This is a genomic window from Providencia sp. PROV223, from assembly GCF_028479245.1.
Lineage (GTDB): Bacteria > Pseudomonadota > Gammaproteobacteria > Enterobacterales > Enterobacteriaceae > Providencia > Providencia rettgeri.
On record NZ_JAMPNG010000014.1, the window covers coordinates 84,009 to 105,053 of the forward strand.

Sequence of the window (21,045 nt, forward strand, 5' to 3'; positions counted from 1 at the left end):
TAGTTCTCTTATTAACGGCAAATAATAGTTGGGTAAATCTCCTGAGGATTAATCACATCAGGCACATGGGCGCTACACTGGTGTTTATTTCCCCAATAGAGATTGAGTAAGTCTTTAGGTTGGATACCAACAATCCACGTAATACCTTGTTCACCAACAATTCCGAGTTCAATATTGTTGCTATTACGCACGCTAGTGCCAAAAGGTGGATAAGTGTCATCAGCCAGCTTTAAGCGAGCGAACGTTTTTTCACCTTGAATAACGTTGAGGCGACGATATCCGATTGCTCCACGAGTCAAAGTTGCATCGGTGACAGTCTCTAATGCTTCAACATCCTTTGGTAATTTACTGGTATTAATAGATGCACTGGTTTTCCGATAACTACTCACATTTGGCAATACAGCGAGTCCAAAGTGATTAGTTTGATAAACGCCACCACTCAGAGGAACGTTAGCTGCTCCAGGTGTTTCTACAACGAGTCGAGTACCGCCATAAGCGGCTTGGTGCATGGCAATGCCTTCTTTAATTAAGGTAATTCCACCATTAATTGATCCCCCAACACTGTGATATTCGTTCGGGACATAACTTGCGTTTCCTGAAATGGAGGCATAAGGAAGATTTTGGTTTAAATAACCACTAAAGCTGGTTTGGTCATCCTGATGGCTTCCTGTTTGATAACCGACATTTAAGTTATAATTGCGCTGCTCACTATATCCGCTATAGCCGATATTATGTGTTGAGCTGTGTTGGCCATTTTGGTTGCGGGTATAACCTTCAGAAAAGCTGACGCTACTTCCTTGACTTAAAGGAATAGTGAAATATAAGCTGATCGCATCATCTTGATATCCTGCTCTTTTTGAACGAGTTGCAGACGCTGTCAGGTTAATATTTTTTAGCCCAATAGCCGCCCAATTTAAAAGAGTACTTAGGTATAAGCTGTATTGTTCTTCTGTTTCACTATTCCAATAAGTATTATATTGATAGTTTCCACCCAATGAGAAATCATCAAAATATTTATTAATATTAACTTGATAGCTTTCTTTTTGAGCTTGGCTTTCATTACCAGTACGTCGTTCATCCAACGTTTGTTGCAAAGAGCGATAGGTTTCATCAGAGAAACGATACCCTGCGAATGTAATGTCAGTTCTGGCTTCATCAAATGATTTTGAATAACTAAGTCGATAACTTCGGCCAGTTAATGTTTTATCAAGCAATTGAGCATGTGACTGAGTCGCATCGAACGAAAGGCTACCGAATGAAAACAGGTCACGGCCAAAGCCAGCTGAAAATGCCTGATAATTTTTTGATAAAACGGATCCCCCATAGATAGACCAAAGGTTATTTAACCCGTAAGAGAGTTCTCCCGACGCAGTTAAATCACCTTCGAGCTGGCGGCCATTAAAACGTGGTTTACCCGCTGCAAATTTATAGCGGATTTGCCCTGGTCTCGTTAAATAGGGTAATGCTGCAGTGGTAATGCTAAATTGTTGCTCTTCACCATTTTCTTCTCGCACAGTCACATCTAATGTTCCACGAATGGAGCTATCTAGTGTCTGGATACGAAAAGGGCCAGCAGGTACGGTTGTTTCTAAAACTATACGGTTATGGCTTTTGACAATAACAGTGGCATTAGTTTGAGCAATACCAATAATTTCTGGTGCATAACCCGTTAATTTAGGGGGCATCATATTTTCATCGGTTTCAAGAGATACCCCGGTGTACTGCCAAGAATCAAAAATAGCAGAGTAAAAGTAGTTCTCACCTAACGTTAAAATAGATGCAATAGATTTTATTGAGCGATATGCAAATAATCGGCTAAATGTGGCATCGCTATATTGGTTCTTGAAGCTTCCTGTCGATTTTCGATAGTTTGCTTGGTAATCACCGCGTAAACGCCATGCACCAAAATTAAGCCCTGTTGTTCCGTTAGCAGAAAGGTACGATTCTCGTGAACCTGAATCTCGACGCGTTAAAGAACCTGTTAGGTTGTAATCTAATAAAAACCCATTTACCCCCTCCTCCCAACGTGAAGGAGGAACCCAACTGAGATCGGTATATTCTAAATAGCTTTGTGGAATTAAAATGGATAGCGTTAATGTTGATAAATCTATATTTAATGAAGCACCTTCAAGCGGAGATAAATCAAGGCATTTACCCTCATCACGATATTTAATTAATTTAATTGCGTCTTGAGTAAGCCCTAAACGATCAAGAATATTAACGGGAACACAAACGGTATCGAATAAATTATTGTTTTGGGATTGTGGCGCTATCACAGTGATATCTTGTGCACTACCCATACTCTCATTATTGACTTTGAGGGTTAAATGATAAATACCAGGCATAATAAATCCAGCCTGAGAAAATTGGCTAAAGTCAATATTTTGAGTGTCTTCCGTATCTAACATATCGGTATTAAATTCGACAGCATAGGCTAACGAAGAGATTGAAGATACAAAAGAAGTCACAATGATGTAAGAGTAAATATTAAATTTAACCATGATTTTTTCATCAAATTAATTATGAGTTTATTTACTAATCGTAAGTAACGTTGAATTTAATTGTGGTAAAGTAATCGCCAGGTGTAATTTCGTTATTACTTGCACCCAATTCTGTTTCATATTTTAAAAAGCTCTCTTTACTCTTTTTATCAAAATAAACGTAATTATTAGAAATAGGATAGAGCTTATTTGGCATTAATAAATTATTGTTAATATCGTATATATATAGGACAACCCCAGGCTTTGGGCCTGATAGTTTTATTGCATTAGAATACGTATCTTGCGGTGCAAAAAAACGAATTTTAATACCTTTATGATTACTGCTGTCATATTCACTAATACAGTTATTTAATTTTATATAGAAAGGTTTTCGCATTAATTTTTCATCTTCTATATTATTTATACTATAGTTAGAAATATAATCGTAATTTATATATTGATATTGACTATCAGTTTCAATTGAACAAGGTGCCGCAACGATATAACCTTGCATTACTGTTTCACCTCGAAGACCATCTTGAATATGTCCAAGGTTAGAGCTAGTCGCATTAGAGTTAATCGAGTTAAATAATAAGGCAATCCATAGATAAGTATTTTTTTTCATAATGAGCCTTTTATGGGGAGAGAATTCTCTCCCCTAAAAAAATTACTCGTATGTGATTTTAAAATCAGCAATAGAACTAAATTCACCTTCGGTAACGGGTGTTGTACCATCAACACGTTTAGCTAATGCAGTAAATTCTAAAACGTTTTCACCTTGTTTATTACGAATTTGATTCATAACAGATTTGGCTTCATCAAATTTGAAATCTTTGATTTGAATACCGATATTTGAAGCTGTACCAGTAGTACCTAAGAATTCTTTATCAGTACCGACATAGTTTTTACCACCAAAGGTAATTTTAATATCTTTAACAGCAACCCACTTACCTTCAGTGTCTTTGCTAAACTCATCAAAATTACATTCTTTTAATTTAATTGCGATATCTTTCTCTGCTGCATTACCCGCTTCTAAAGATGCACGAGAAAGTTGACCGAATGGAACTTCTTGTTTTGTACTTTCTGATTCAATATTACATGGAGCATTAACAACTTGGCCGCTGAAATGTAATTCACCGCTATTACCACTAGCAAAGATAGAAGTTGAAATAGCAGAAGTAGCGAATAAAACAGCAATGGAAAGTTTATTTAATTTCATATCTTACATCCTTAAAAATAAGTAAATATTTGATCCCTAGTAAGCCTTTATATAAGTACTGGCATAGGAATAAAGTTCAGTATCCATCAATGGATTTTCAAATGTCCTAATCACAGAACGCTTAACATAATCGTTTTTAGCGTGGGTCATTTCGACGGAGGAAATTTTATCCTTCTCAGGTGTAAAGTGGAATAAAATTCTTTAATTTTAATTAAATTCAAAGTTATAGTTTGATATTTAGTTTTTTTTAATGTCTATTAATGTTTTTATGTTGATTTAATTTGCTGTGAAATGTTTAATGTTTGTGCTTTTAAGGTGTTTTAAGGTTGGAGATGTTTAGAAATAAAAAAAATGCATCAAAATATTAATATTTGATGCATTTTTTGTGGTTTTTTTTGAATTTACAGAGTGCAAATAAAAAGTGGAGAGAAATTTTCTTCAAAAATATAACTTGTATCGGTTAATTTTTTTATTTTTAAAAAATAAAGTTGATTCATTTCAGGGACTCCCCGAATATTGATTTTTCCTTGAGCCTGATCACCTGGGTCTATAAATATATTGTCAACACGTAAAAAAAAATGGTCACCTAAGTATTCATGTTTCATCAGAAATTTTCGTGAAATAGTATAGTTATTACCATTTTCATTAATGTTTCCATTCATGATGAATGTGTGTTGGTCAGGTTTGTTTTCATTAGGAATAACACTTAGTAGGTAAAATCCTTTTAAGGTAGAACGATGGTCAGAGATATTTATTTTTAAGGTTGTCTGACAATTTGGAATAACAGGAGTATTAATTATGTGATGAACATATAAGCTAGTAAAAACTAGAGTTATAGATGTAATAAACAAAAAAAGCATTCTTGCTGATACTTTATTTGACATAAAAATTCTCACAGCTCACAGTTGCTCTCTCTTTCGGTATTGTTGGGCAATACGACAAAAATAGGAAATTGTCATATAAATTTTTATCATTCGCAACGATACCAACGTTATAATAAAAAACAGTTGCTGGCTTTTTACAATCAAGGTTTAATTTTGTTAGTTCATTTTGAATTGTCGCAAAGCTGATGGTTGTTGTATCGGGTTTATGGTAACTATTAATGTAGCGGATACTGCATTGATCGATACGACCAACTTCAGGATATTCTGTTCGGCTTGCAAAGAAATAACTTTTAAATAGGTATAATAAGCAAAAAATAATGAGTCCAATAAGTGAGATTTCAACATACCGGTTATTCAGCATGTAGTTTTTTTTATTTTCGTTTGCTTGGGGGGGAGTCCCTTCGGGTGCTTTTGATGAAGAACCTAGTTCAACCTCAGTAGTGAGCAATTCTTTGTCATGATTATCCTTTATTTCCTCACGCTCATTCTCAATTTTCAGGTCAGCAGAAAACTTAATCCCAACTTTAGGTACTGTTGTGATAATTTCTTCATCAGAAAAGGAAGATAAATGGCGTCGTAGTACAGACACACTACTATTCAGGTTATTATCAGAGACGACTTGGTTATGTTCCTCCCAAACCCTGCGTAATATGGTTTCTCGGTCAACGATATCATGGTTGTTTTGCACTAAGACTAATAACAAGCGATTTAAAGTAGTTGTTAATTTTAATGCATTATCAACATTGTCGGTATATAACAGCCCCTGATGACTGTCATAATTAATATGATTATTAATCAAATAGTTCATTTTTAGATTGATTGTATTTATAGGAAAAATATTTATATTATTTGAGTTTATACCTGTTATTTATGTTATGTCAATTAATCATATTTAGTGTAATTTTAAAAACCCTTAAAAATCAGGTGGTTGGTTTTTTGTTTACGCATGTTATGTTTAAAGGTGGGAGGCTAAAGGAGTATTTGTTTTTCCAGAAAAACACTATCCTTTAAAAATTATACAAAATAACTAATAATTTATATGTATAAAAAATTTCAGACTGAAACATTTTATGGGGAGTAAGTCTGTTGCTAGCTATTATTTTGACTAAACGATGAGATATAAAAAAATAGCCTCAAGTATAAGAGGCTATTTAATATAAATACTTTACCAATTATGCGGTTGGTTCAAGGATTTGGTGCATTACAGGGTGGAATTTACGTTTAAAGTAAACGAGACCATGCCCTGTATCGTTAACAATGATTTGTTTCATTTCAACCATGTAGACAGAGTGCGTACCAATATCTTGCACTTGTGTAATTTCACCTTCTAAATTAGCAAGAGAACCTTTTAATTGAGGTTGTTGTAAGAGGCCTTTTTCCCACACATTCCAGCTAAAACGCTCTTCCATTGTGGAACCTTTCATCCCAGCAAAATGGCACGCTAACTCTTCTTGGTCATGGCTCAGCACGTTCACGCACAGGCGGCCATTCTTTTGAAAAACCGCATTCATTGCACTGTTGCGGTTGACACAGACCATCAAAGTGGGTGGCGTATCTGTAACTGAACAGACTGCGGTAGCTGTAATTCCACAGCGACCCTCAGTCCCATCCGTGGTGACGATATTGACTGCTGCACCAAGACTTGCCATCGCATCTCTGAAACGCAGGCGATGTTCATTTTCTAAAGACATTTTGACCTCCTGCTGCCGACTATTTCAGCAGCGAATCTAACTGATTAATATCATTGTTGTTATGCAGGTGTGGACGTTTCCATCCATGTTGATCGTAATCTGATAAGCAGCGATCAACCATATCTGTCATGGCTTTCATATTGCCAGAACCTTGTGCATGACGCAGACATTGCAGACGAATTTCGTCTTGGCTTCCTGCGTAGTTAATTTCATACAATTCATGGCGCCCACCAAATTCACTACCAATAGCATCCCACATTAACTTAAGGATCTTGATGCGTTCAACGTGATCCATTCCGTTCGAACCGCGAACATATTTCGCTAAATACTTATCAATTTCAGGATTATTCATATCACGAACGCTTGATGGCAGATAAATCAAACCACTTGTTACGTTACTTTCAATGATATTCTTGATTTTGGTGTAAGCCATTGGTGCCATAACTCGATAAGTTTGGATAGCTTGGGTATCCGGTAAGAATGCACCGCCTTCCCAGGCTTTGGCTTCAGAAGTCATTGCGTCAGTCAAGGACCAGAACAGGTTACGCCACGCAACCACTTCACCTAAATCTGCTTGTACACCACGGAAATCAATAACACCTGTACATTCTAAACTTTTTTGTAACAATCCGGTAATGAAGTCTAATTTAACCGCTAAGCGGACACAAGCTTGTAATGGGAATAAACGTGCGAATCCACCTTGAACAGCCCAATTACGTGCACGGTCAAAGTCACGGTAGATCAGGACGTTTTCCCATGGAATTAACACGTGATCCATCACCAAGATGGCATCATTTTCATCGAAACGGCTTGAAAGCGGGTAATCAAATGGTGCGCCTGTTGCGCCAGCCACTAATTCATAAGATGCACGTGAGATTAATTTCACACCGTCTGCGTCCATTGGGGCAACAAACATCAGGGCAAAATCAGGGTTATTTCCCATTACTTGTGCAGAGCCAAAACCGATAAAGTTATAGTGTGTTAATGCGGAGTTGGTCGCAACGACTTTCGCACCACTGACGATAATCCCTGCATCTGTCTCTTTTTCGAGTTTGATATAAACATCTTTCACTTCATCAGCGGGCTTATGACGATCAATCGGTGGGTTAACGATCGCATGGTTAAAGTACAGACCGCTTTCTTGAATGCGTTTGTACCAATTGCGCGCGTTATCTGCAAATTGGCCATAATATTCAGGGTTCGCACCTAAACAGCTGGCGAATGCCGCCTTATAGTCTGGAGTGCGTCCCATCCATCCGTAGCTCTGGCGTGACCAATCTGCGATGGCATCACGTTGTTGGCGTAATTCTTCTGGGCTGGTTGCGAAACGGAAGAATTTGTGAGTGTATCCACCGTTACCTGTGTCGGTGTTCCAACAAAGTTGGTCATGAGTCGTTTTATCATGAAGCGCATCATATAACTGTCCTATTGAAGCTGCAGAGTTACGAAAAGCTGGATGAGTAGTGACATCTTTCACACGCTCGCCATAAATATAGATTTCACGGCCATCTTGTAGGCTTTTTAAGTATTCTTGGCTATTAAAAGGGCGTTTAGCATCTGAACGAAAATCTTCTGGTTTCATGTCTACCTCGTTATCTCACAATGAGGGCTTGCATTGATAGGGTATAAAGGTTGCAAGCGAATATGTTAATTTTATGTTTATTTTGTGTTTCTTAATTGAATCGTTTTTCGAGGGGGTTTTAAAGAGATTTTCTAAAGGTTCGCTGGTACTTTTCGTTGAAAATTGTTCTTTGTGAAAGAAATGTGATCACTTCGATGTTTTGATATTAATGTAATGCTTAATTTTATTTGTAACATATTGATTATTATTCAATAATAAAATTATTTCTATATTAATGTTAATTATATTATTTTTTGTAATTGTTCTTTTTTTGATCTCTGCATTCACTTTTGGTTAAGCATTATTGGTATTTTTACAAAGTTAAAACGAAATTTATAAAATATCAAAAATGTTTTTAAAATGTAACGTGATTTGAGGGCGTAACAGTTTATCGATATAAACTTGAAGAGGATTTGAGATACAGCTAAGGAGCTATTGATGATTTTTTCTCAGAAATAAGAATAAAATCACTAAGGCTCCTTTTTAATGAAGGTTTTGTTCCCGCCATAGGCTAGGAGAGCATCCGACTAATCGGTTAAAAAAACGAGCAAAATAGGCAGGGTCTTTGAAACCGAGCTGGTAGGCAATCTCTGAAACAGGGCTATCGGAAAACAGTAACATCCGCTTGGCTTCTCGCAATATTCTGTCAAAAATTAACCTTTTCGGTGGCCGGTTAGCGAACCGCCGGCACATATCTTTAAGGCGTGACTCTGTGACATCAAGTTTTTTGGCATATTCAGGCACTGCGAGGTGTTCATGATAGTGTAAGTCAATAAGCTGATTAAACCGCTGGAATAGGCGGTGTTCGCCTCTAACCCCTGTTGTTGGGTGCTCATCAAGTGGAATAGAGCGCAGTAGAAAGGTAAATAGCGCTTGGGCTAAAGAGGCAAGAACTTGGTCTTTGCCTGTATGGTTATTAGCCGATTCACGAGCCATTAATGCCCAGTAATGGTTAAAGGTATCGATATCATCAGGCTTATCGGCAACAGATAAACAAATAGCAGGAATATCGACCAAATCTGGATTGGCAGGGTACAGTGAGCCAAGAAGCGGGGTGATCAGGTCTTGCCGTACGGTGAGTACGTGGCCGTCAGTGTCTTCTTGAGTGAAAAATGCATGTGCAACCGAAGGGGGCGTAAGAATAAATAACGGGGCTTGAACAGAATAGCGTGACTCATCGAGCTGCAAAGTAATATGGCCGGTAACCAAATAGTGCAACTGAAAGAAACCATCATGGCGATGAGCTTGCATGTCGCGACCAAAGAAGGCGGCCATGTTGCCAAAGGTTTGGTAGTGGACATCGTCGGTGCCTTGGGTTTCGTCGTAGTCTGTACTGATGTCTATATTGGTAATTAAAGTTGAGTTACCCTTCATTCTTCGGCTCGCAGCGTTGTTGGCCTCACAAGCCAACCCTAGTCACATACTTCAGTATGCTCCTAGGGATTAACTTGCTTGCCGCCTAGCTGCAAGCAAGTTATTTTGGGTAACACCCTTTAATAATTATTTGCAGCGTAAGTTATTAAAACATTTAAAACATCAAAACATCAAAACATCAAAACATCAAAACATCAAAACATCAAAACATCAAAACATCAAAACATCAAAACATCAAAACATCAAAACATCAAAACATCAAAACATCAAAACATTAAGGTGTTGCTCTTGGTCTTGAGTTTTTCATTGGGATAGCAATGACTAACAGCGCGCCGACCACCAGCAGACCAGCCACAAAATACAGGCCTGAGTTAAAGCTACCGGTTTGGTCTTTTAGCCAACCAATTAACAGTGGACTGACGGCAGAACCTATATTACCTGTTGCGTTGATAACAGCAATACCGATAGCACGAGCACGTAGACTGATTGATTGGTCTGGCGTTGTCCAGAACACAGCCATCGCAGTAAATGAACCTGTTGATGCCATGATGATACCAATTAATTGGATTACTGGATGGCTAGTCATCGCCGCGAGCACCCATCCCGCTGCCGCAAATAAGTACGGTAAGGCGGTGTGCATTTTCCGTTCTTGTAACCGGTCAGAGCGGCGGCTCCAATAGATCATCCCAAGGATAGTACAAAACTGTGGGATGGCAGTTAACAGCCCAATCATGGCATTACTACTGCCTTGATTGAAGCTTTGCATAATCTGTGGCGTCCAAATATTGATGGCACTTAATGTATTGGTTAAACAGAAGTAGGCCACGGTATACATCAGAATGACTGGAGTGAAGATTTCTTTCCATAAACTTTTATTTTGCATTGCTGTATGGCTTTTTGAACCATGAGGTTGCACAAGCTCTAGTTGGTCCTGGTCCATCATTTCTTGCAATGTGTCTTTATCTTCTTGGGTCAGCCATTTGGCTTTCTTTGGTGAATCATCCAAATAGAACCAAACCAACACACCGAGGATCACGGATGGGAAACCTTCTAGCAGGAACAGCCACTGCCAGCCTTTTAGGTTTAAAATGCCATCCATGCCTAAAATATAACCAGAAGCTAGTGAACCGAATGCCATGGTGACTGGCATCGCAATCATAAATAAGGCATTAGCACGAGCACGGAAATAGGCAGGGAACCAGTAAGTTAAATAAACTAAAATCCCCGGTAAGAAGCCAGCTTCAGCGATACCCACTAACATCCGTAGGACGTATAAACTGGTTGGCCCTGTGGCAAACATGGTGGCTGTAGAAGCGATACCCCAAAGTACCATGATGGTGGCTATCCAGCGGCGAGCCCCAACAATCCCTAACATGATGTTACTTGGAATACCAAAAATCACATAAGTGGCATAGAACAAGGTGGCTGCTAAGCCAAACATGGTGGAAGTTAGGCCGATATCTTTCCCCATAGTTAGACCTGCAAAGCCGATATTAATACGGTCTAAGAAAGAAAAAACAAACAGCACAAATAAAAATACAATGAGACGTTTAAATAGTTTATTAATCACCCGCTGCTGCGGTTCGGTTAAATTTTTATGTTGTTCAGCAGGGTTAGTGCTTGCAAGTTGTTGATTACTCATATTGTAGGGCCCTCAATTCTTTCTTTTGCAGATTATTATAGGTACAAGGGACTAGTAGGCAGTCATGGTGCTGTCTGCCCTATATTGCGATATTGATTTTTTATTTATCTAATTAAGTTATTTGTCTGTAGGGTTAAAATTAACTTATTTAGAGATAGCTTTATTAATAAACACTGGGTGCACTCGAGGTCACCTCTGAAACTGTTTTACCAAACTTTGCTGCTAGTGCTTCTGCGGTACGTGCCAGTAGCGTGGTATCGACCCCGACGGCAACAAATAGTGCGCCGAGTTTAAGATAATGTTCGGCAACATCTGGGGCTGCCATTAAAATACCTGGTGCCAAGCCAGCCTCACGAATTTGGACAATCGCTTTTTCTATCGCGGCTTTGACTTCTGGGTGGTTAGGGTTGCCTGAAAAGCCCATATCTGCACTAAGATCCGCAGGGCCAATAAACACGGCATCGACACCTTCAACTTTTAAGATCTCAGGAAGATTATTCATGGCTTCACGGGTTTCAACCTGTACTATCACGCACATTTCATCATTGGCACGAGTTAAATAATTAGGTACTCGGTTCCAGCGAGAAGCGCGAGCTAAAGCACTGCCGACACCACGGATCCCTGCGGGTGGATAACGCGTTGCGCGTACCGCTTGCTTGGCTTGCTCTGCATTTTGCACCATTGGCAGCAACAACGTTTGTGCGCCAATATCTAGCAATTGCTTAATGATAACTGGATCATTCCATGGCGGACGAACGACGGGTTGTGACGGATAAGGGGCAATAGCTTGTAACTGAGATAAGGTCGTTTGCACATTATTTGGTGCATGTTCACCATCAATTAATAACCAGTCGAAGCCTGCACCGGCAAGTAATTCAGCACTATATGGGCTGCACAAGCCAAGCCATAAACCAATTTGCGGTTGGCCACTTTTTAAGGCTTTCTTGAATTTATTTTCTAACAGATCCATGGGGATTCCTTATACAAATCGGCAGCTAATGGAACCCATATTGCCGTAGTCAACATGGAATACATCGCCTTTACGAGCAGGGACAGGGCGTGTAAATGAACCACCTAAAATAATTTGGCCCGGCTCAAGTTGTACATTATGCGGTGCTAATTTGTTCGCTAGCCATGCCACACCATTCGCTGGGTGGTTGAGTACAGCCGCTGCTACGCCAGATTCTTCAATGACACCATTGCGATAGAGCAGGGCGCTGATCCAGCGCATATCCAAATCGCGTGGCTTGATTGGTCTGCCACCTAAAATTACTGCGCCATTTGCTGCGTTATCTGAAATGGTATCGAACACTTTGCGTGGGCGATTGGTTTCAGGGTCAACGTTGTGGCAACGTGCATCAATTAGCTCAAGTGCTGGGATCACATAATCAGTTGCGTTATACACATCAAAGATGGTGCAGTTTGGCCCGCGTAATGGCTTTGCGAGTACGAAAGCTAATTCAACTTCAATGCGTGGCACGATAAAGCGGTCTGTTGGAATATCACAGCCGTCATCAAAAAACATATCGTCAAGAAGCGCGCCGTAATCAGGTTCATCAATCTGTGAACTGGCTTGCATTGCTTTAGACGTCAGCCCAATTTTATGGCCTTTTAACACGCGTCCTTCAGCAATTTTCACGCCAACCCACTCTTTTTGAATAGCATAAGCATCGTCGATCGTCATTTCTGGGTGATCGAGTGAGATCTGACGAATTTGCTCACGTGATTTTTCAGCCTGATTTAGGCGCTGTGCGATTTGCGATATGACATCTTTTTGTAACATCTTATTTTCCTTTTGCACCTCAGCTCGTCATACTTCGAGCTATAACTGCGTTAGCTTCATTCGCTAACCCTAGTCACATACTTCTGTATGCTCCTAGGGATTAGTCTCATTTGCCGCCTTGTTCTAACTCGAATTATTTAGAGCTAACAAAGAGGCTCTAAAATCATTTGTTCAGGCCATACTTCGAGCTATAACTGCGTTAGCTTCACGATAGACTTGCGCCTATCCCCTAGTCACACGGGTATGCTCCTAAGGGATTAGTCTCATTTACTGCCTTGTTCTAACTCGAATTATTTAGAGCTAAGATTTTAAAAGCGAAGACCGCCAGCTAATGTGTCTTTCTAATTGGAAAGACCACCAAAGCAGAGGTATTTCACTTCCAAATAATCTTCAATTCCGTAGCGTGAACCTTCACGCCCCAGACCCGATTGCTTAATACCACCAAATGGGGCTACTTCGTTTGAAATAATGCCTTCATTAATACCCACCATGCCGCTTTCTAATGCCTCTGCAACACGGTAGATACGCCCGATATCTTTTGAATAGAAATAAGATGCCAAGCCAAATTCAGTATCATTTGCCAGAGCAATAGCTTCTTGTTCATCGCGGAACTTAAATAAAGGGGCGAGTGGGCCGAAAGTTTCCTCTTTGGCGACTTTCATAGATTCAGTGACGCCAGTAATTACAGTTGGTTCAAAGAACAAGCCACCTAATTTTGCCGATTTACCGCCAGCGATGACTTTTGCACCGTGGGAAACGGCATCCGCAATATGTTCAGTGACTTTATCGACCGCGGCTTGGTTAATCAGAGGACCTTGTTGGGAGTCTACTTGTGTGGCAGGGCCGATTTTCAGTTCATTCACCGCTTTTGCCAAACGAGCTGCAAATTCATCGTAAACCCCTTCTTGGACTAAAATACGGTTAGCACACACACAAGTTTGCCCGCTATTACGGAATTTAGCCGCTAATGCACCTTGTACTGCTGCATCTAAATCAGCATCATCAAACACGATAAATGGCGCGTTACCACCGAGTTCCAGAGACATCTTTTTCACCGTATTGGCACACTGTTCCATCAGCAACTTACCGACTCGCGTTGAACCCGTGAATGTGAGTTTGCGAACAATTGGGCTGGAAGTCATAACGCCACCAATAGCTTTAGCATCAGTACCTGGAACAATGTTAAACACGCCAGCAGGAATGCCAGCTTCTTCCCCTAACGCTGCCAATGCTAATGCTGATAATGGCGTTTCTGCCGCAGGTTTTAATACCATCGTACAGCCTGCTGCGAGTGCAGGGCCGACTTTGCGGGTGATCATGGCATTTGGGAAGTTCCATGGCGTGATAGCTGCGACCACACCCACGGGTTGTTTTATCGTCACCAGACGACGTCCTGGCAGAGGTGATGGAATGGTTTCCCCATACACTCGTTTACCTTCTTCAGCAAACCACTCAATAAAGCTGGCACCGTAGGCAATTTCTCCCATCGATTCAGTGATCGACTTGCCTTGCTCAGCACTGAGTAATTCGGCCAATTCCTTTTGGTTATCCATCATTAAACGGAACCATTTGTTTAAAATTTGGCTGCGCTCTTTGGCGGTTTTAGCACGCCATGCCGGCAGGGCTTTTTCTGCGGCTTCGATAGCTTGTTGAGTTTCTAAAGCACCGACATTGCTGACGTTAGCGATAACCTCGTTGTTTGCTGGGTTAGTGACCTCAAATACACTTTTATTTTGGGCATCAACCCATTGGCCGTTGATATAAGCTTGTTGGCGAAATAATGTAGAATTGGTATTTATGCTCATTTTTCGTTGTTCTCCGAAGACACTGATTGGACTTGTGGGCGGATATTTTTAGCTGATAGCTGTTGGCTAGCAAAACTTAACCCGGCACAAAGCGCCATAACAAGTGCCATAGCGAATGGGGATTCATCTTGTAATACAGAAACTGCAACGCTGGCGACAGCCGCTAAGGCAAACTGAATAGAAATGGCAAGTGCACTGGCACTTCCTGCAATTTTCCCGCGATGTTGCAGTAATAGTGACAAACTGTTCGTGCCGATAGCATTGACCATCGATAAGAACAGTACGACTAGAATAACAATTATGGGCAAACTTTGTTGGTAAAATATGAGTAACAGCAGACCAAACGCTAATTGAAACCCACTTTGCATAGTCAGTATGCGCGTTAAACTATAGGTTTTTAGTAGTTTAACGTTCAACAACAGCATGACAATCATCCCCAAGATGTTACAGCCGAACAGCAAACCATAATGTTGTTCAGAAACACCGAAATAATTGATGTACACAAACGGTGAACCACTGATAAAGGCAAACATACCGGCAAAGGAGAAAGCCATGGTGCCAATAATACTCAGTGCTTCTCGGTCTGTGAGCACCTGTGCATAATTCTTGAAAGCGACACAAAGTATATTTTCAGAACCGCGCTGGTGGGTTAACGTTTCAGGGAGTAAGAAAAAAATTGCACACACCGAAGCCAAGCCAATCACTGCCAGCAAATAGAAAATCACTTGCCACTGAAAATGAACGAGTAAAAAACCACCCAATAGCGGTGCCAGTAATGGCGCTATCATGGTCACAAGTGTCATTAATGACAGTACTTTAGGTAACTCATGAGCAGGGTAAACATCCCTAGCGATAGCTCTTGCCATCACAATGGCCGCTCCACTGCCAAAAGCTTGCAGCGCTCGGAATACAATCAAAGTATTTGCATTGGTGGCTTGGGCGCACAACAAACTGGCGACAGTAAAAATGGCAAGGCCACTTAACAACATTTTCCGACGACCTAGAAGGTCACTTAGTGGGCCATAAAACAGCATTCCAATGCAGAATCCGGCAAAAAAGGCGCCAAGAGTGTACTGCATTTGCCCTTGAGTGGCGTGTAACGCAATACCCATTTGAGGGAGGGCAGGAAGGTACATATCGATAGACAATGGACCGAATGCCACTAATGACCCTAGTAATGGGATCAAATAGTGCGGTATGTGTTTATCGAAATTTTTAACCATCTTGCCCTCTAAATAAAACGATAAATAAAGATTTAAACCATTAACCTTTAAACTGTTAACCCTTAAATAAGGCATGAACATTGTTTTGCTTATAATTTAAAACTGGATCAAGCTCTTCCATGGTAAAAGATAATGCGAGGTAGCGTTTTGCCATCAAATCGGCAAAATGTTTTTTGATCAGCTCAAAAATCATTTCCCCCGTTTTTTGCCTATCTTCAAGAGAACGCCCAGCACCTATCTTCAACGTCATATGGACAAAAGCATAATCGTGCTTGCCATCGGCCATTTGCCAAGTATCTAGCCAAATAGCACGACTACGAATGCCACCTAATGGGAAGATACCTGTTCCCGCAAGGGCTTCATTCACTTTGGCGAAGAGCTCAGGTAGCTGAGCGTCATCACGAATGTTTTCTGTACATTCTGCATAAAAATGAGGCATAACAACTCCTTACGCAGTGGTGGCTTGTTTGTCAGTAATATAACTAGGCAGAGGGAATACCGCGTTTAATTGCCCTGTTCCAGAGCTTGCGAACAAGTCAGTTAAAATTTCCACTTTTTCGGCGTATTTATCCCAACCCAGCATACCTAATAGCATCACGGTGTCGTGCATATGGCCTTCGCCATAGCAGTAGTCGGCATATTCAGGTAACATTTTGCAGAATTCTTCAAAACGTCCTTCACGCCAAAGTTTGACGACGCGTTTATCCATTTGCTCATCAAATTCACGTGTGTAGCTGTTCATGCCATCTTCAGCACGTTGGTCATCAATAAAGCGGTGAGATAATGAACCACTTGCTAGTACCGCCACAGTTCCATCGTATTTTTCAATCGCAGTCAGGACGGCTTCGCCTAACTTACGGCTGTCTTCAAAACTGTGTGAAGTACAGAAGGCTGAAATCGAGATGACTTTAAAGTGTCGGTCACTATTCATATAGCGCATAGGGACTAATGTGGCGTATTCGAGGGTTAAGCTTGGAATTTCATGTGCTTGAGCACGAACGCCTAATTTACGTGCTTCCTCACCGATCATTTGGCCCAATACGGAGTTCCCATCATATTCATATTCCATATCACGAATAAAATGTGGAAGCTCATTACTGGTATAAATACCTTTGAAGTGGTCAGCACAGTTAATATGATAGGCGCTGTTAACTAACCAGTGTGTATCAAAAACAATAATAGTATCAACGCCCAACTCACGGCAGCGGCGACTGATTTCTTTGTGCCCATCGATAGCGGCTTGGCGACATCCAAAGTTTTTACCTGGTAGTTCTGATAGGTACATGGATGGGACGTGTGTTATTTTTGCTGCGAGTGCCAACTTACCCATTTCCTTCCTCCTTCGCTTATCCGTCATACTTCGCGCCGTAGCGTTGTTGGCTTCATAAAGTTACCCTAGTCACATACTTCAGTATGCTCCTAGGGATAACTTCACTTGCCGCCTAGCTACAACACGAATTATTTAGGATAAGTAGCCAAATTAATTATCATTGATTCAAAATTACTTAGAATAAAGAATGGTGTAGCTTGCTACGGAATAATTTTGCTTTTTATTACACACCCCAGCGAGGGATGTTGTGGTCTCCGTAGGAGATACAGACGTTCTTCATTTCCGCGAAGACTTCGAAGCTATACTCGCCACCTTCACGGCCTACACCCGAAGCTTTTACACCACCAAAAGGCTGGCGCAGGTCACGTACGTTTTGTGTATTAACAAACACCATGCCTGCTTCGATACTGCGTGACAAACGTAAAATCTTGCTGACATCTTGTGTCCAAATATACGAAGCAAGACCGTACTCAATATCATTTGCCATGCGTAAACCGTCTTCTTCAGACTTAAACGGAATTAAACAAGCAACAGGCCCAAAGATCTCTTCTTGGGCGACACGCATGCGGTTATCGACATCAGCCAATACGGTAGGACGCAAGAAATTACCGCCTTTGAGGTGATCAGGTAGATCAGTCGGTTTGTCTGGACCACCCGCTAACAAGGTTGCGCCTTCTTCCATACCTAAGCGAATATAACCCGAAACTTTGTTCCAGTGCTGCTGGCTGATCAATGCACCCACTTGGGTTTTGGGATCGTTCGGGTCACCGACGATCAGGCGATTTGCCCGCTCAGCAAAGCGTTTAACAAACTCAGGGTAGATGCTTTCTTGAATGAAAATACGTGAGCCAGCTGTACAGCGTTCACCATTAATGGAGAAAATAGTAAACAGAGCTGCGTCTAGTGCACGCTCAATATCGGCATCTTCAAACACCAACACAGGTGATTTACCACCTAATTCCATAGAATACTTTTTCAAGCCTGCATTTTGCATAATGGTGCGGCCAGTAGCCGTACCGCCGGTAAAGGAAACCGCACGGACATCATGATGCTTAACTAACGCATCACCCGCAGTGCTACCGTAACCTTGAACTACGTTCAGAACACCTGCTGGAATACCGGCTTCTAGTGCCAGTTCACCGAGGCGATTTGCCGATAATGGTGATAATTCAGACATTTTCAGAACCGCAGTATTACCCAGTGCTAAACAAGGGGCGGTTTTCCATGTGGCGGTCATAAATGGCACGTTCCATGGGGAAATTAGCGCACAGACACCCACAGGTTGAACCAAGGTGTAGTTCATCATCTTGTCATCAACAGGGTATGTACGGCCGTTCATTTGCTGGCAAATTTCAGCAAAAAATTCAAAGTTATGTGAAGCACGTGGGATCAACACGTTTTTAGTTTGGTGAATAGGTAAACCGGTATCTTTGGTTTCCATTTCCGCGATTTGCGGGACGTTTTCGTCGATCAATTCACCAAGGCGACGCATTAAGCGAGCGCGCTCTTTCATTGGGGTATTGGCCCACTTTGGAAAAGCGTCTTTCGCTGCGGCAACGGCTTGGTTGATTTCATCTTGTCCACCCGCGGCGACTTCTGCTAATACTTCACCCGTTGCAGGGTTGGTGGTTTCGAAATAGTCTTTGCTGGCAACGTTTTTACCGTTGATCCAATGATTAATCTTAGTCATTATACTCGTTCCTCATAGTCTTTTTCGCTGATAATGGTGTTGACCAGTCGGCCAACGCCTTCAACTTCAACAATGACTTCGTCGCCCGGTACCACGTCAGACAGCCCTTTTGGTGTCCCCGTAGCAATCATGTCTCCCGGTTGCAATGTCATAAAGTCACTGAGGTAAGCAATTAAAAAAGGAATATCGAAAATTAGATCGGCAGTGGTGCCTTTTTGGCGTAATTCACCATTAACATAGGTGTACAAAGCCAAATTATGCGGATCTTTAATGGCATCTTTATCGACAATCCAAGGGCCAATCGGCGTTAAAGTATCACGACTCTTAACACGTAAATTTGGGCGATAATAGTTCTCTAAATAGTCACGGATCGCATAGTCATTACACACGGTGTAACCTGCGACATAGTCCATGGCATCTTCTCTTGAAACCTTGTGAGCTGTTTTACCAATCACCACCACTAATTCAGACTCATAATGCATATATTCCACATTATCAGGGCGAACAGAAACTTGGCGATGACCCGTTAAACTGCTTTCTGCTTTTAAGAAAATTAAAGGCTCTTCAGGTGGCTTAAATTCTAATTCGGCAGCGTGGTCGGCATAGTTAAGGCCTAGGGCAAACAAGGTTCCTTGCGCAGGAGGTAACCATTCAACATCAGGAGAATCACCCGCAATCACGTCCCCGTTAGGTAACGTAATGGCTTCGTTATCACCGACGGTGACGGAATATTCAGTGCCTTTAAAAAGGATTTTTGCGTGTTTTGTAATCGTAGACATTATTTTCCTCCTGCTGCCACAACGGTATTTTTCAGGCTAGGAAAGCCTTCCGCTTGAATAACCACTTCGTCACCGGGTTTGATGGTGACACGTTGTTGTGGTGTGCCGAGCAGGATCACATCCCCTTGCTTTAAGGTGGCGAAGTCACTTAATGCAGCAACTAACTCACTCGCATCACGGATCAGATCTTTTGTTGACCAGCGATCCACTTCTTTACCATTTACTAGGGTGATGATATCGACAGGATTATTTAGCGAAGTTGCAACCATTTCACCAATTGGACAAAACGTGTCGCGGCATTTTGCTTTAATGGCAGGGCGATAGAAGGTGTCTTCTGGCAAGCTCACTTCATTTGCCAGCGCAAACCCAGCAATAAACTGATGTGCATCTGTCTTACTGACTTTACGTGCATTTTTACCGATCACCAAAGCAAGCGTAGCGCCACTTTGCACTTCTTCACCAGCGGGATGCAAAATTTTTTCGCCTGAATTGATACGCGTATTACGCGGCTTAATAAACCACACTGGGGTTTTTGGTGGGGTTTTATAAGGGGCTTGCTGGAATGCCTCAAGCCAGTGGCTAAGCTGGCTTTGATGATTGAGGGCAACGGCAAATACAGTGCCTTTCATTGACAACTCCTTAATGAAAAGAATTCAACTTTCGAGTAATTGTTAATATATTAATAAAGTATAATTTTGAAATTAGCAATAGGTTTATGGAAATGTTAATTTTAATTGTGATCTCATTAACATAATTAAGTTATCTTTTTGTAAGTTAATGTTATAAAAGAAATTATTATTTTTTAAATTTTTTTTGATTTACAAAAAATTAACTTAAAAATGAGTTTTTAAATTATTTACTCATTAATATTTTAGGGTTTTTCTTTGAGATTGTTATTTGACCGTGCTACTCTTAAATAAGGCAAACTGGTGATGTGAAAGCTCATAGTTATGGTATGTGATTTCATCAAAGTACAGGGCCAACAAAGCGAAATGGCAACTGCCATAAAATGCCAAAATTGGGTTAAGTAACGTTAATTAAGTGGTGAGTTTTAATCTTATGCATGAATCATTGACAATTGCATTATTGCAGGCAAGAGAAACCGCAATGGGTTTTTTCCGGCCGATATTAAAGTCGTATAATTTGACTGAACAGCAATGGCGTATCATTAGAGTTTTAGCTGATAAGCGTTCAATTGATTTTCATGAATTATCAGTTCAAACCTGTATTCTGCGCCCAAGTTTAACGGGGATCCTAACCCGTATGGAGCGCGAAGGTTTAATTTTCCGCTTAAAACCGTTGAATGACCAACGTAAATTATATGTCTCTTTGACACCTGCAGGGCAAGAGCTCTATGACAAAGCACGGCAGGAAGTGGAAGAAGGCTATCAAAAAATAGAGCTGGCATTTTCACCAGAGAAAATGCAGCAATTAACTGCGTTGTTGGATGAGCTAATCGCTTTAGAGAGCCCAGATTATAGTAATATCGCTGCTGATAAGAGAAAGAGCGCTTAAATTTTCGTC

General features: G+C 40.9%; 19 protein-coding genes. 1 reads left to right on the forward strand and 18 read right to left on the reverse strand.

Annotation, left to right across the window (positions count from 1 at the left end; genetic code table 11):
- Positions 1-11 precede the first annotated feature (11 nt).
- The 18 genes from PR767_RS15580 to PR767_RS15665 all read right to left on the reverse strand — a co-directional run bounded on the left by PR767_RS15580 (position 12) and on the right by PR767_RS15665 (position 20,150).
- A complete protein-coding gene (locus PR767_RS15580; RefSeq protein ID WP_272520580.1) occupies positions 12-2,501 on the reverse strand; it encodes a fimbria/pilus outer membrane usher protein in 2,490 nt (829 codons plus the stop codon).
- Positions 2,502-2,535: 34 nt separating this feature from the next.
- Positions 2,536-3,105 (reverse strand): fimbrial protein, encoded by a 570-nt coding sequence (locus PR767_RS15585; RefSeq protein WP_109911931.1) that lies wholly within the window; start codon positions 3,103-3,105, stop codon positions 2,536-2,538.
- Between the two features lie 42 nt (positions 3,106-3,147).
- The gene (locus tag PR767_RS15590) at positions 3,148-3,699 is read right to left on the reverse strand and encodes a fimbrial protein (protein ID WP_109911932.1); all 552 of its coding nucleotides are present in this window, start codon (positions 3,697-3,699) and stop codon (positions 3,148-3,150) included.
- Positions 3,700-4,100: 401 nt separating this feature from the next.
- The gene (locus tag PR767_RS15595; protein WP_272520581.1) at positions 4,101-4,583 is read right to left on the reverse strand and encodes a hypothetical protein; all 483 of its coding nucleotides are present in this window, start codon (positions 4,581-4,583) and stop codon (positions 4,101-4,103) included.
- On the reverse strand, positions 4,573-5,391 hold the full coding sequence (locus tag PR767_RS15600; protein WP_272520582.1) for a winged helix-turn-helix domain-containing protein: 819 nt from the start codon (positions 5,389-5,391) through the stop codon (positions 4,573-4,575). Before PR767_RS15600 ends, PR767_RS15595 begins: the two co-directional genes overlap by 11 nt.
- A gap of 364 nt (positions 5,392-5,755) precedes the next feature.
- The gene (hpaC, locus tag PR767_RS15605) at positions 5,756-6,274 is read right to left on the reverse strand and encodes a 4-hydroxyphenylacetate 3-monooxygenase, reductase component (RefSeq protein ID WP_109911935.1); all 519 of its coding nucleotides are present in this window, start codon (positions 6,272-6,274) and stop codon (positions 5,756-5,758) included.
- Positions 6,275-6,293: 19 nt separating this feature from the next.
- Positions 6,294-7,856 (reverse strand): 4-hydroxyphenylacetate 3-monooxygenase, oxygenase component, encoded by a 1,563-nt coding sequence (gene hpaB / locus PR767_RS15610; protein ID WP_004914324.1) that lies wholly within the window; start codon positions 7,854-7,856, stop codon positions 6,294-6,296.
- Positions 7,857-8,378: 522 nt separating this feature from the next.
- The gene (hpaA, locus tag PR767_RS15615; RefSeq protein ID WP_004914320.1) at positions 8,379-9,269 is read right to left on the reverse strand and encodes a 4-hydroxyphenylacetate catabolism regulatory protein HpaA; all 891 of its coding nucleotides are present in this window, start codon (positions 9,267-9,269) and stop codon (positions 8,379-8,381) included.
- Positions 9,270-9,543: 274 nt separating this feature from the next.
- Complete coding sequence (gene hpaX, locus PR767_RS15620) at positions 9,544-10,911, reverse strand: 4-hydroxyphenylacetate permease (RefSeq protein WP_004914317.1); 1,368 nt, start codon at positions 10,909-10,911, stop codon at positions 9,544-9,546.
- Positions 10,912-11,074: 163 nt separating this feature from the next.
- Positions 11,075-11,881 carry a 4-hydroxy-2-oxoheptanedioate aldolase gene (gene hpaI, locus PR767_RS15625; RefSeq protein WP_272520583.1) on the reverse strand — a complete coding sequence of 269 codons (807 nt, stop codon included), beginning with the start codon at positions 11,879-11,881 and terminating at the stop codon, positions 11,075-11,077.
- 9 nt (positions 11,882-11,890) lie between these two features.
- A complete protein-coding gene (gene hpaH, locus PR767_RS15630) occupies positions 11,891-12,694 on the reverse strand; it encodes a 2-oxo-hept-4-ene-1,7-dioate hydratase (RefSeq protein WP_004914311.1) in 804 nt (267 codons plus the stop codon).
- Between the two features lie 341 nt (positions 12,695-13,035).
- Entirely contained in the window at positions 13,036-14,499 is a 1,464-nt protein-coding gene (locus PR767_RS15635) for an NAD-dependent succinate-semialdehyde dehydrogenase (RefSeq protein ID WP_004914309.1), read from the reverse strand.
- The gene (locus tag PR767_RS15640; RefSeq protein ID WP_004914300.1) at positions 14,496-15,722 is read right to left on the reverse strand and encodes a Bcr/CflA family multidrug efflux MFS transporter; all 1,227 of its coding nucleotides are present in this window, start codon (positions 15,720-15,722) and stop codon (positions 14,496-14,498) included. Before PR767_RS15640 ends, PR767_RS15635 begins: the two co-directional genes overlap by 4 nt.
- 55 nt (positions 15,723-15,777) lie before the next feature.
- Entirely contained in the window at positions 15,778-16,161 is a 384-nt protein-coding gene (locus tag PR767_RS15645; protein WP_004914298.1) for a 5-carboxymethyl-2-hydroxymuconate Delta-isomerase, read from the reverse strand.
- A gap of 9 nt (positions 16,162-16,170) precedes the next feature.
- A complete protein-coding gene (hpaD, locus tag PR767_RS15650) occupies positions 16,171-17,052 on the reverse strand; it encodes a 3,4-dihydroxyphenylacetate 2,3-dioxygenase (protein WP_004914293.1) in 882 nt (293 codons plus the stop codon).
- A 223-nt stretch (positions 17,053-17,275) separates the two neighbouring features.
- Positions 17,276-18,742: a 5-carboxymethyl-2-hydroxymuconate semialdehyde dehydrogenase gene (gene hpaE, locus PR767_RS15655; protein ID WP_004905295.1), complete on the reverse strand. Its 1,467-nt coding sequence runs from the start codon at positions 18,740-18,742 to the stop codon at positions 17,276-17,278.
- Positions 18,742-19,521 carry a fumarylacetoacetate hydrolase family protein gene (locus PR767_RS15660; protein WP_004914288.1) on the reverse strand — a complete coding sequence of 260 codons (780 nt, stop codon included), beginning with the start codon at positions 19,519-19,521 and terminating at the stop codon, positions 18,742-18,744. The genes hpaE and PR767_RS15660 overlap by 1 nt, the downstream gene beginning before the upstream one ends.
- Positions 19,521-20,150, reverse strand: a complete 630-nt coding sequence (locus tag PR767_RS15665) for a fumarylacetoacetate hydrolase family protein (protein ID WP_109911939.1) — start codon at positions 20,148-20,150, stop codon at positions 19,521-19,523. The genes PR767_RS15660 and PR767_RS15665 overlap by 1 nt, the downstream gene beginning before the upstream one ends.
- Positions 20,151-20,580: 430 nt before the next feature.
- Between PR767_RS15665 and hpaR the strand changes: the two genes are divergently transcribed.
- Entirely contained in the window at positions 20,581-21,036 is a 456-nt protein-coding gene (gene hpaR / locus PR767_RS15670) for a homoprotocatechuate degradation operon regulator HpaR (RefSeq protein WP_004905292.1), read from the forward strand.
- The last annotated feature ends 9 nt before the right edge of the window (positions 21,037-21,045 follow it).

Bases quoted from the DNA above. Each gene is read 5' to 3' on its own strand.
- PR767_RS15580 (WP_272520580.1), bottom strand. From the start codon at position 2,501: ATGGTTAAATTTAATATTTACTCTTACATCATTGTGACTTCTTTTGTA.
- PR767_RS15585 (WP_109911931.1), bottom strand. From the start codon at position 3,105: ATGAAAAAAAATACTTATCTATGGATTGCCTTATTATTTAACTCGATT.
- PR767_RS15590 (WP_109911932.1), bottom strand. From the start codon at position 3,699: ATGAAATTAAATAAACTTTCCATTGCTGTTTTATTCGCTACTTCTGCT.
- PR767_RS15595 (WP_272520581.1), bottom strand. From the start codon at position 4,583: ATGTCAAATAAAGTATCAGCAAGAATGCTTTTTTTGTTTATTACATCT.
- PR767_RS15600 (WP_272520582.1), bottom strand. From the start codon at position 5,391: ATGAACTATTTGATTAATAATCATATTAATTATGACAGTCATCAGGGG.
- hpaC (WP_109911935.1), bottom strand. From the start codon at position 6,274: ATGTCTTTAGAAAATGAACATCGCCTGCGTTTCAGAGATGCGATGGCA.
- hpaB (WP_004914324.1), bottom strand. From the start codon at position 7,856: ATGAAACCAGAAGATTTTCGTTCAGATGCTAAACGCCCTTTTAATAGC.
- hpaA (WP_004914320.1), bottom strand. From the start codon at position 9,269: ATGAAGGGTAACTCAACTTTAATTACCAATATAGACATCAGTACAGAC.
- hpaX (WP_004914317.1), bottom strand. From the start codon at position 10,911: ATGAGTAATCAACAACTTGCAAGCACTAACCCTGCTGAACAACATAAA.
- hpaI (WP_272520583.1), bottom strand. From the start codon at position 11,881: ATGGATCTGTTAGAAAATAAATTCAAGAAAGCCTTAAAAAGTGGCCAA.
- hpaH (WP_004914311.1), bottom strand. From the start codon at position 12,694: ATGTTACAAAAAGATGTCATATCGCAAATCGCACAGCGCCTAAATCAG.
- PR767_RS15635 (WP_004914309.1), bottom strand. From the start codon at position 14,499: ATGAGCATAAATACCAATTCTACATTATTTCGCCAACAAGCTTATATC.
- PR767_RS15640 (WP_004914300.1), bottom strand. From the start codon at position 15,722: ATGGTTAAAAATTTCGATAAACACATACCGCACTATTTGATCCCATTA.
- PR767_RS15645 (WP_004914298.1), bottom strand. From the start codon at position 16,161: ATGCCTCATTTTTATGCAGAATGTACAGAAAACATTCGTGATGACGCT.
- hpaD (WP_004914293.1), bottom strand. From the start codon at position 17,052: ATGGGTAAGTTGGCACTCGCAGCAAAAATAACACACGTCCCATCCATG.
- hpaE (WP_004905295.1), bottom strand. From the start codon at position 18,742: ATGACTAAGATTAATCATTGGATCAACGGTAAAAACGTTGCCAGCAAA.
- PR767_RS15660 (WP_004914288.1), bottom strand. From the start codon at position 19,521: ATGTCTACGATTACAAAACACGCAAAAATCCTTTTTAAAGGCACTGAA.
- PR767_RS15665 (WP_109911939.1), bottom strand. From the start codon at position 20,150: ATGAAAGGCACTGTATTTGCCGTTGCCCTCAATCATCAAAGCCAGCTT.
- hpaR (WP_004905292.1), top strand. From the start codon at position 20,581: ATGCATGAATCATTGACAATTGCATTATTGCAGGCAAGAGAAACCGCA.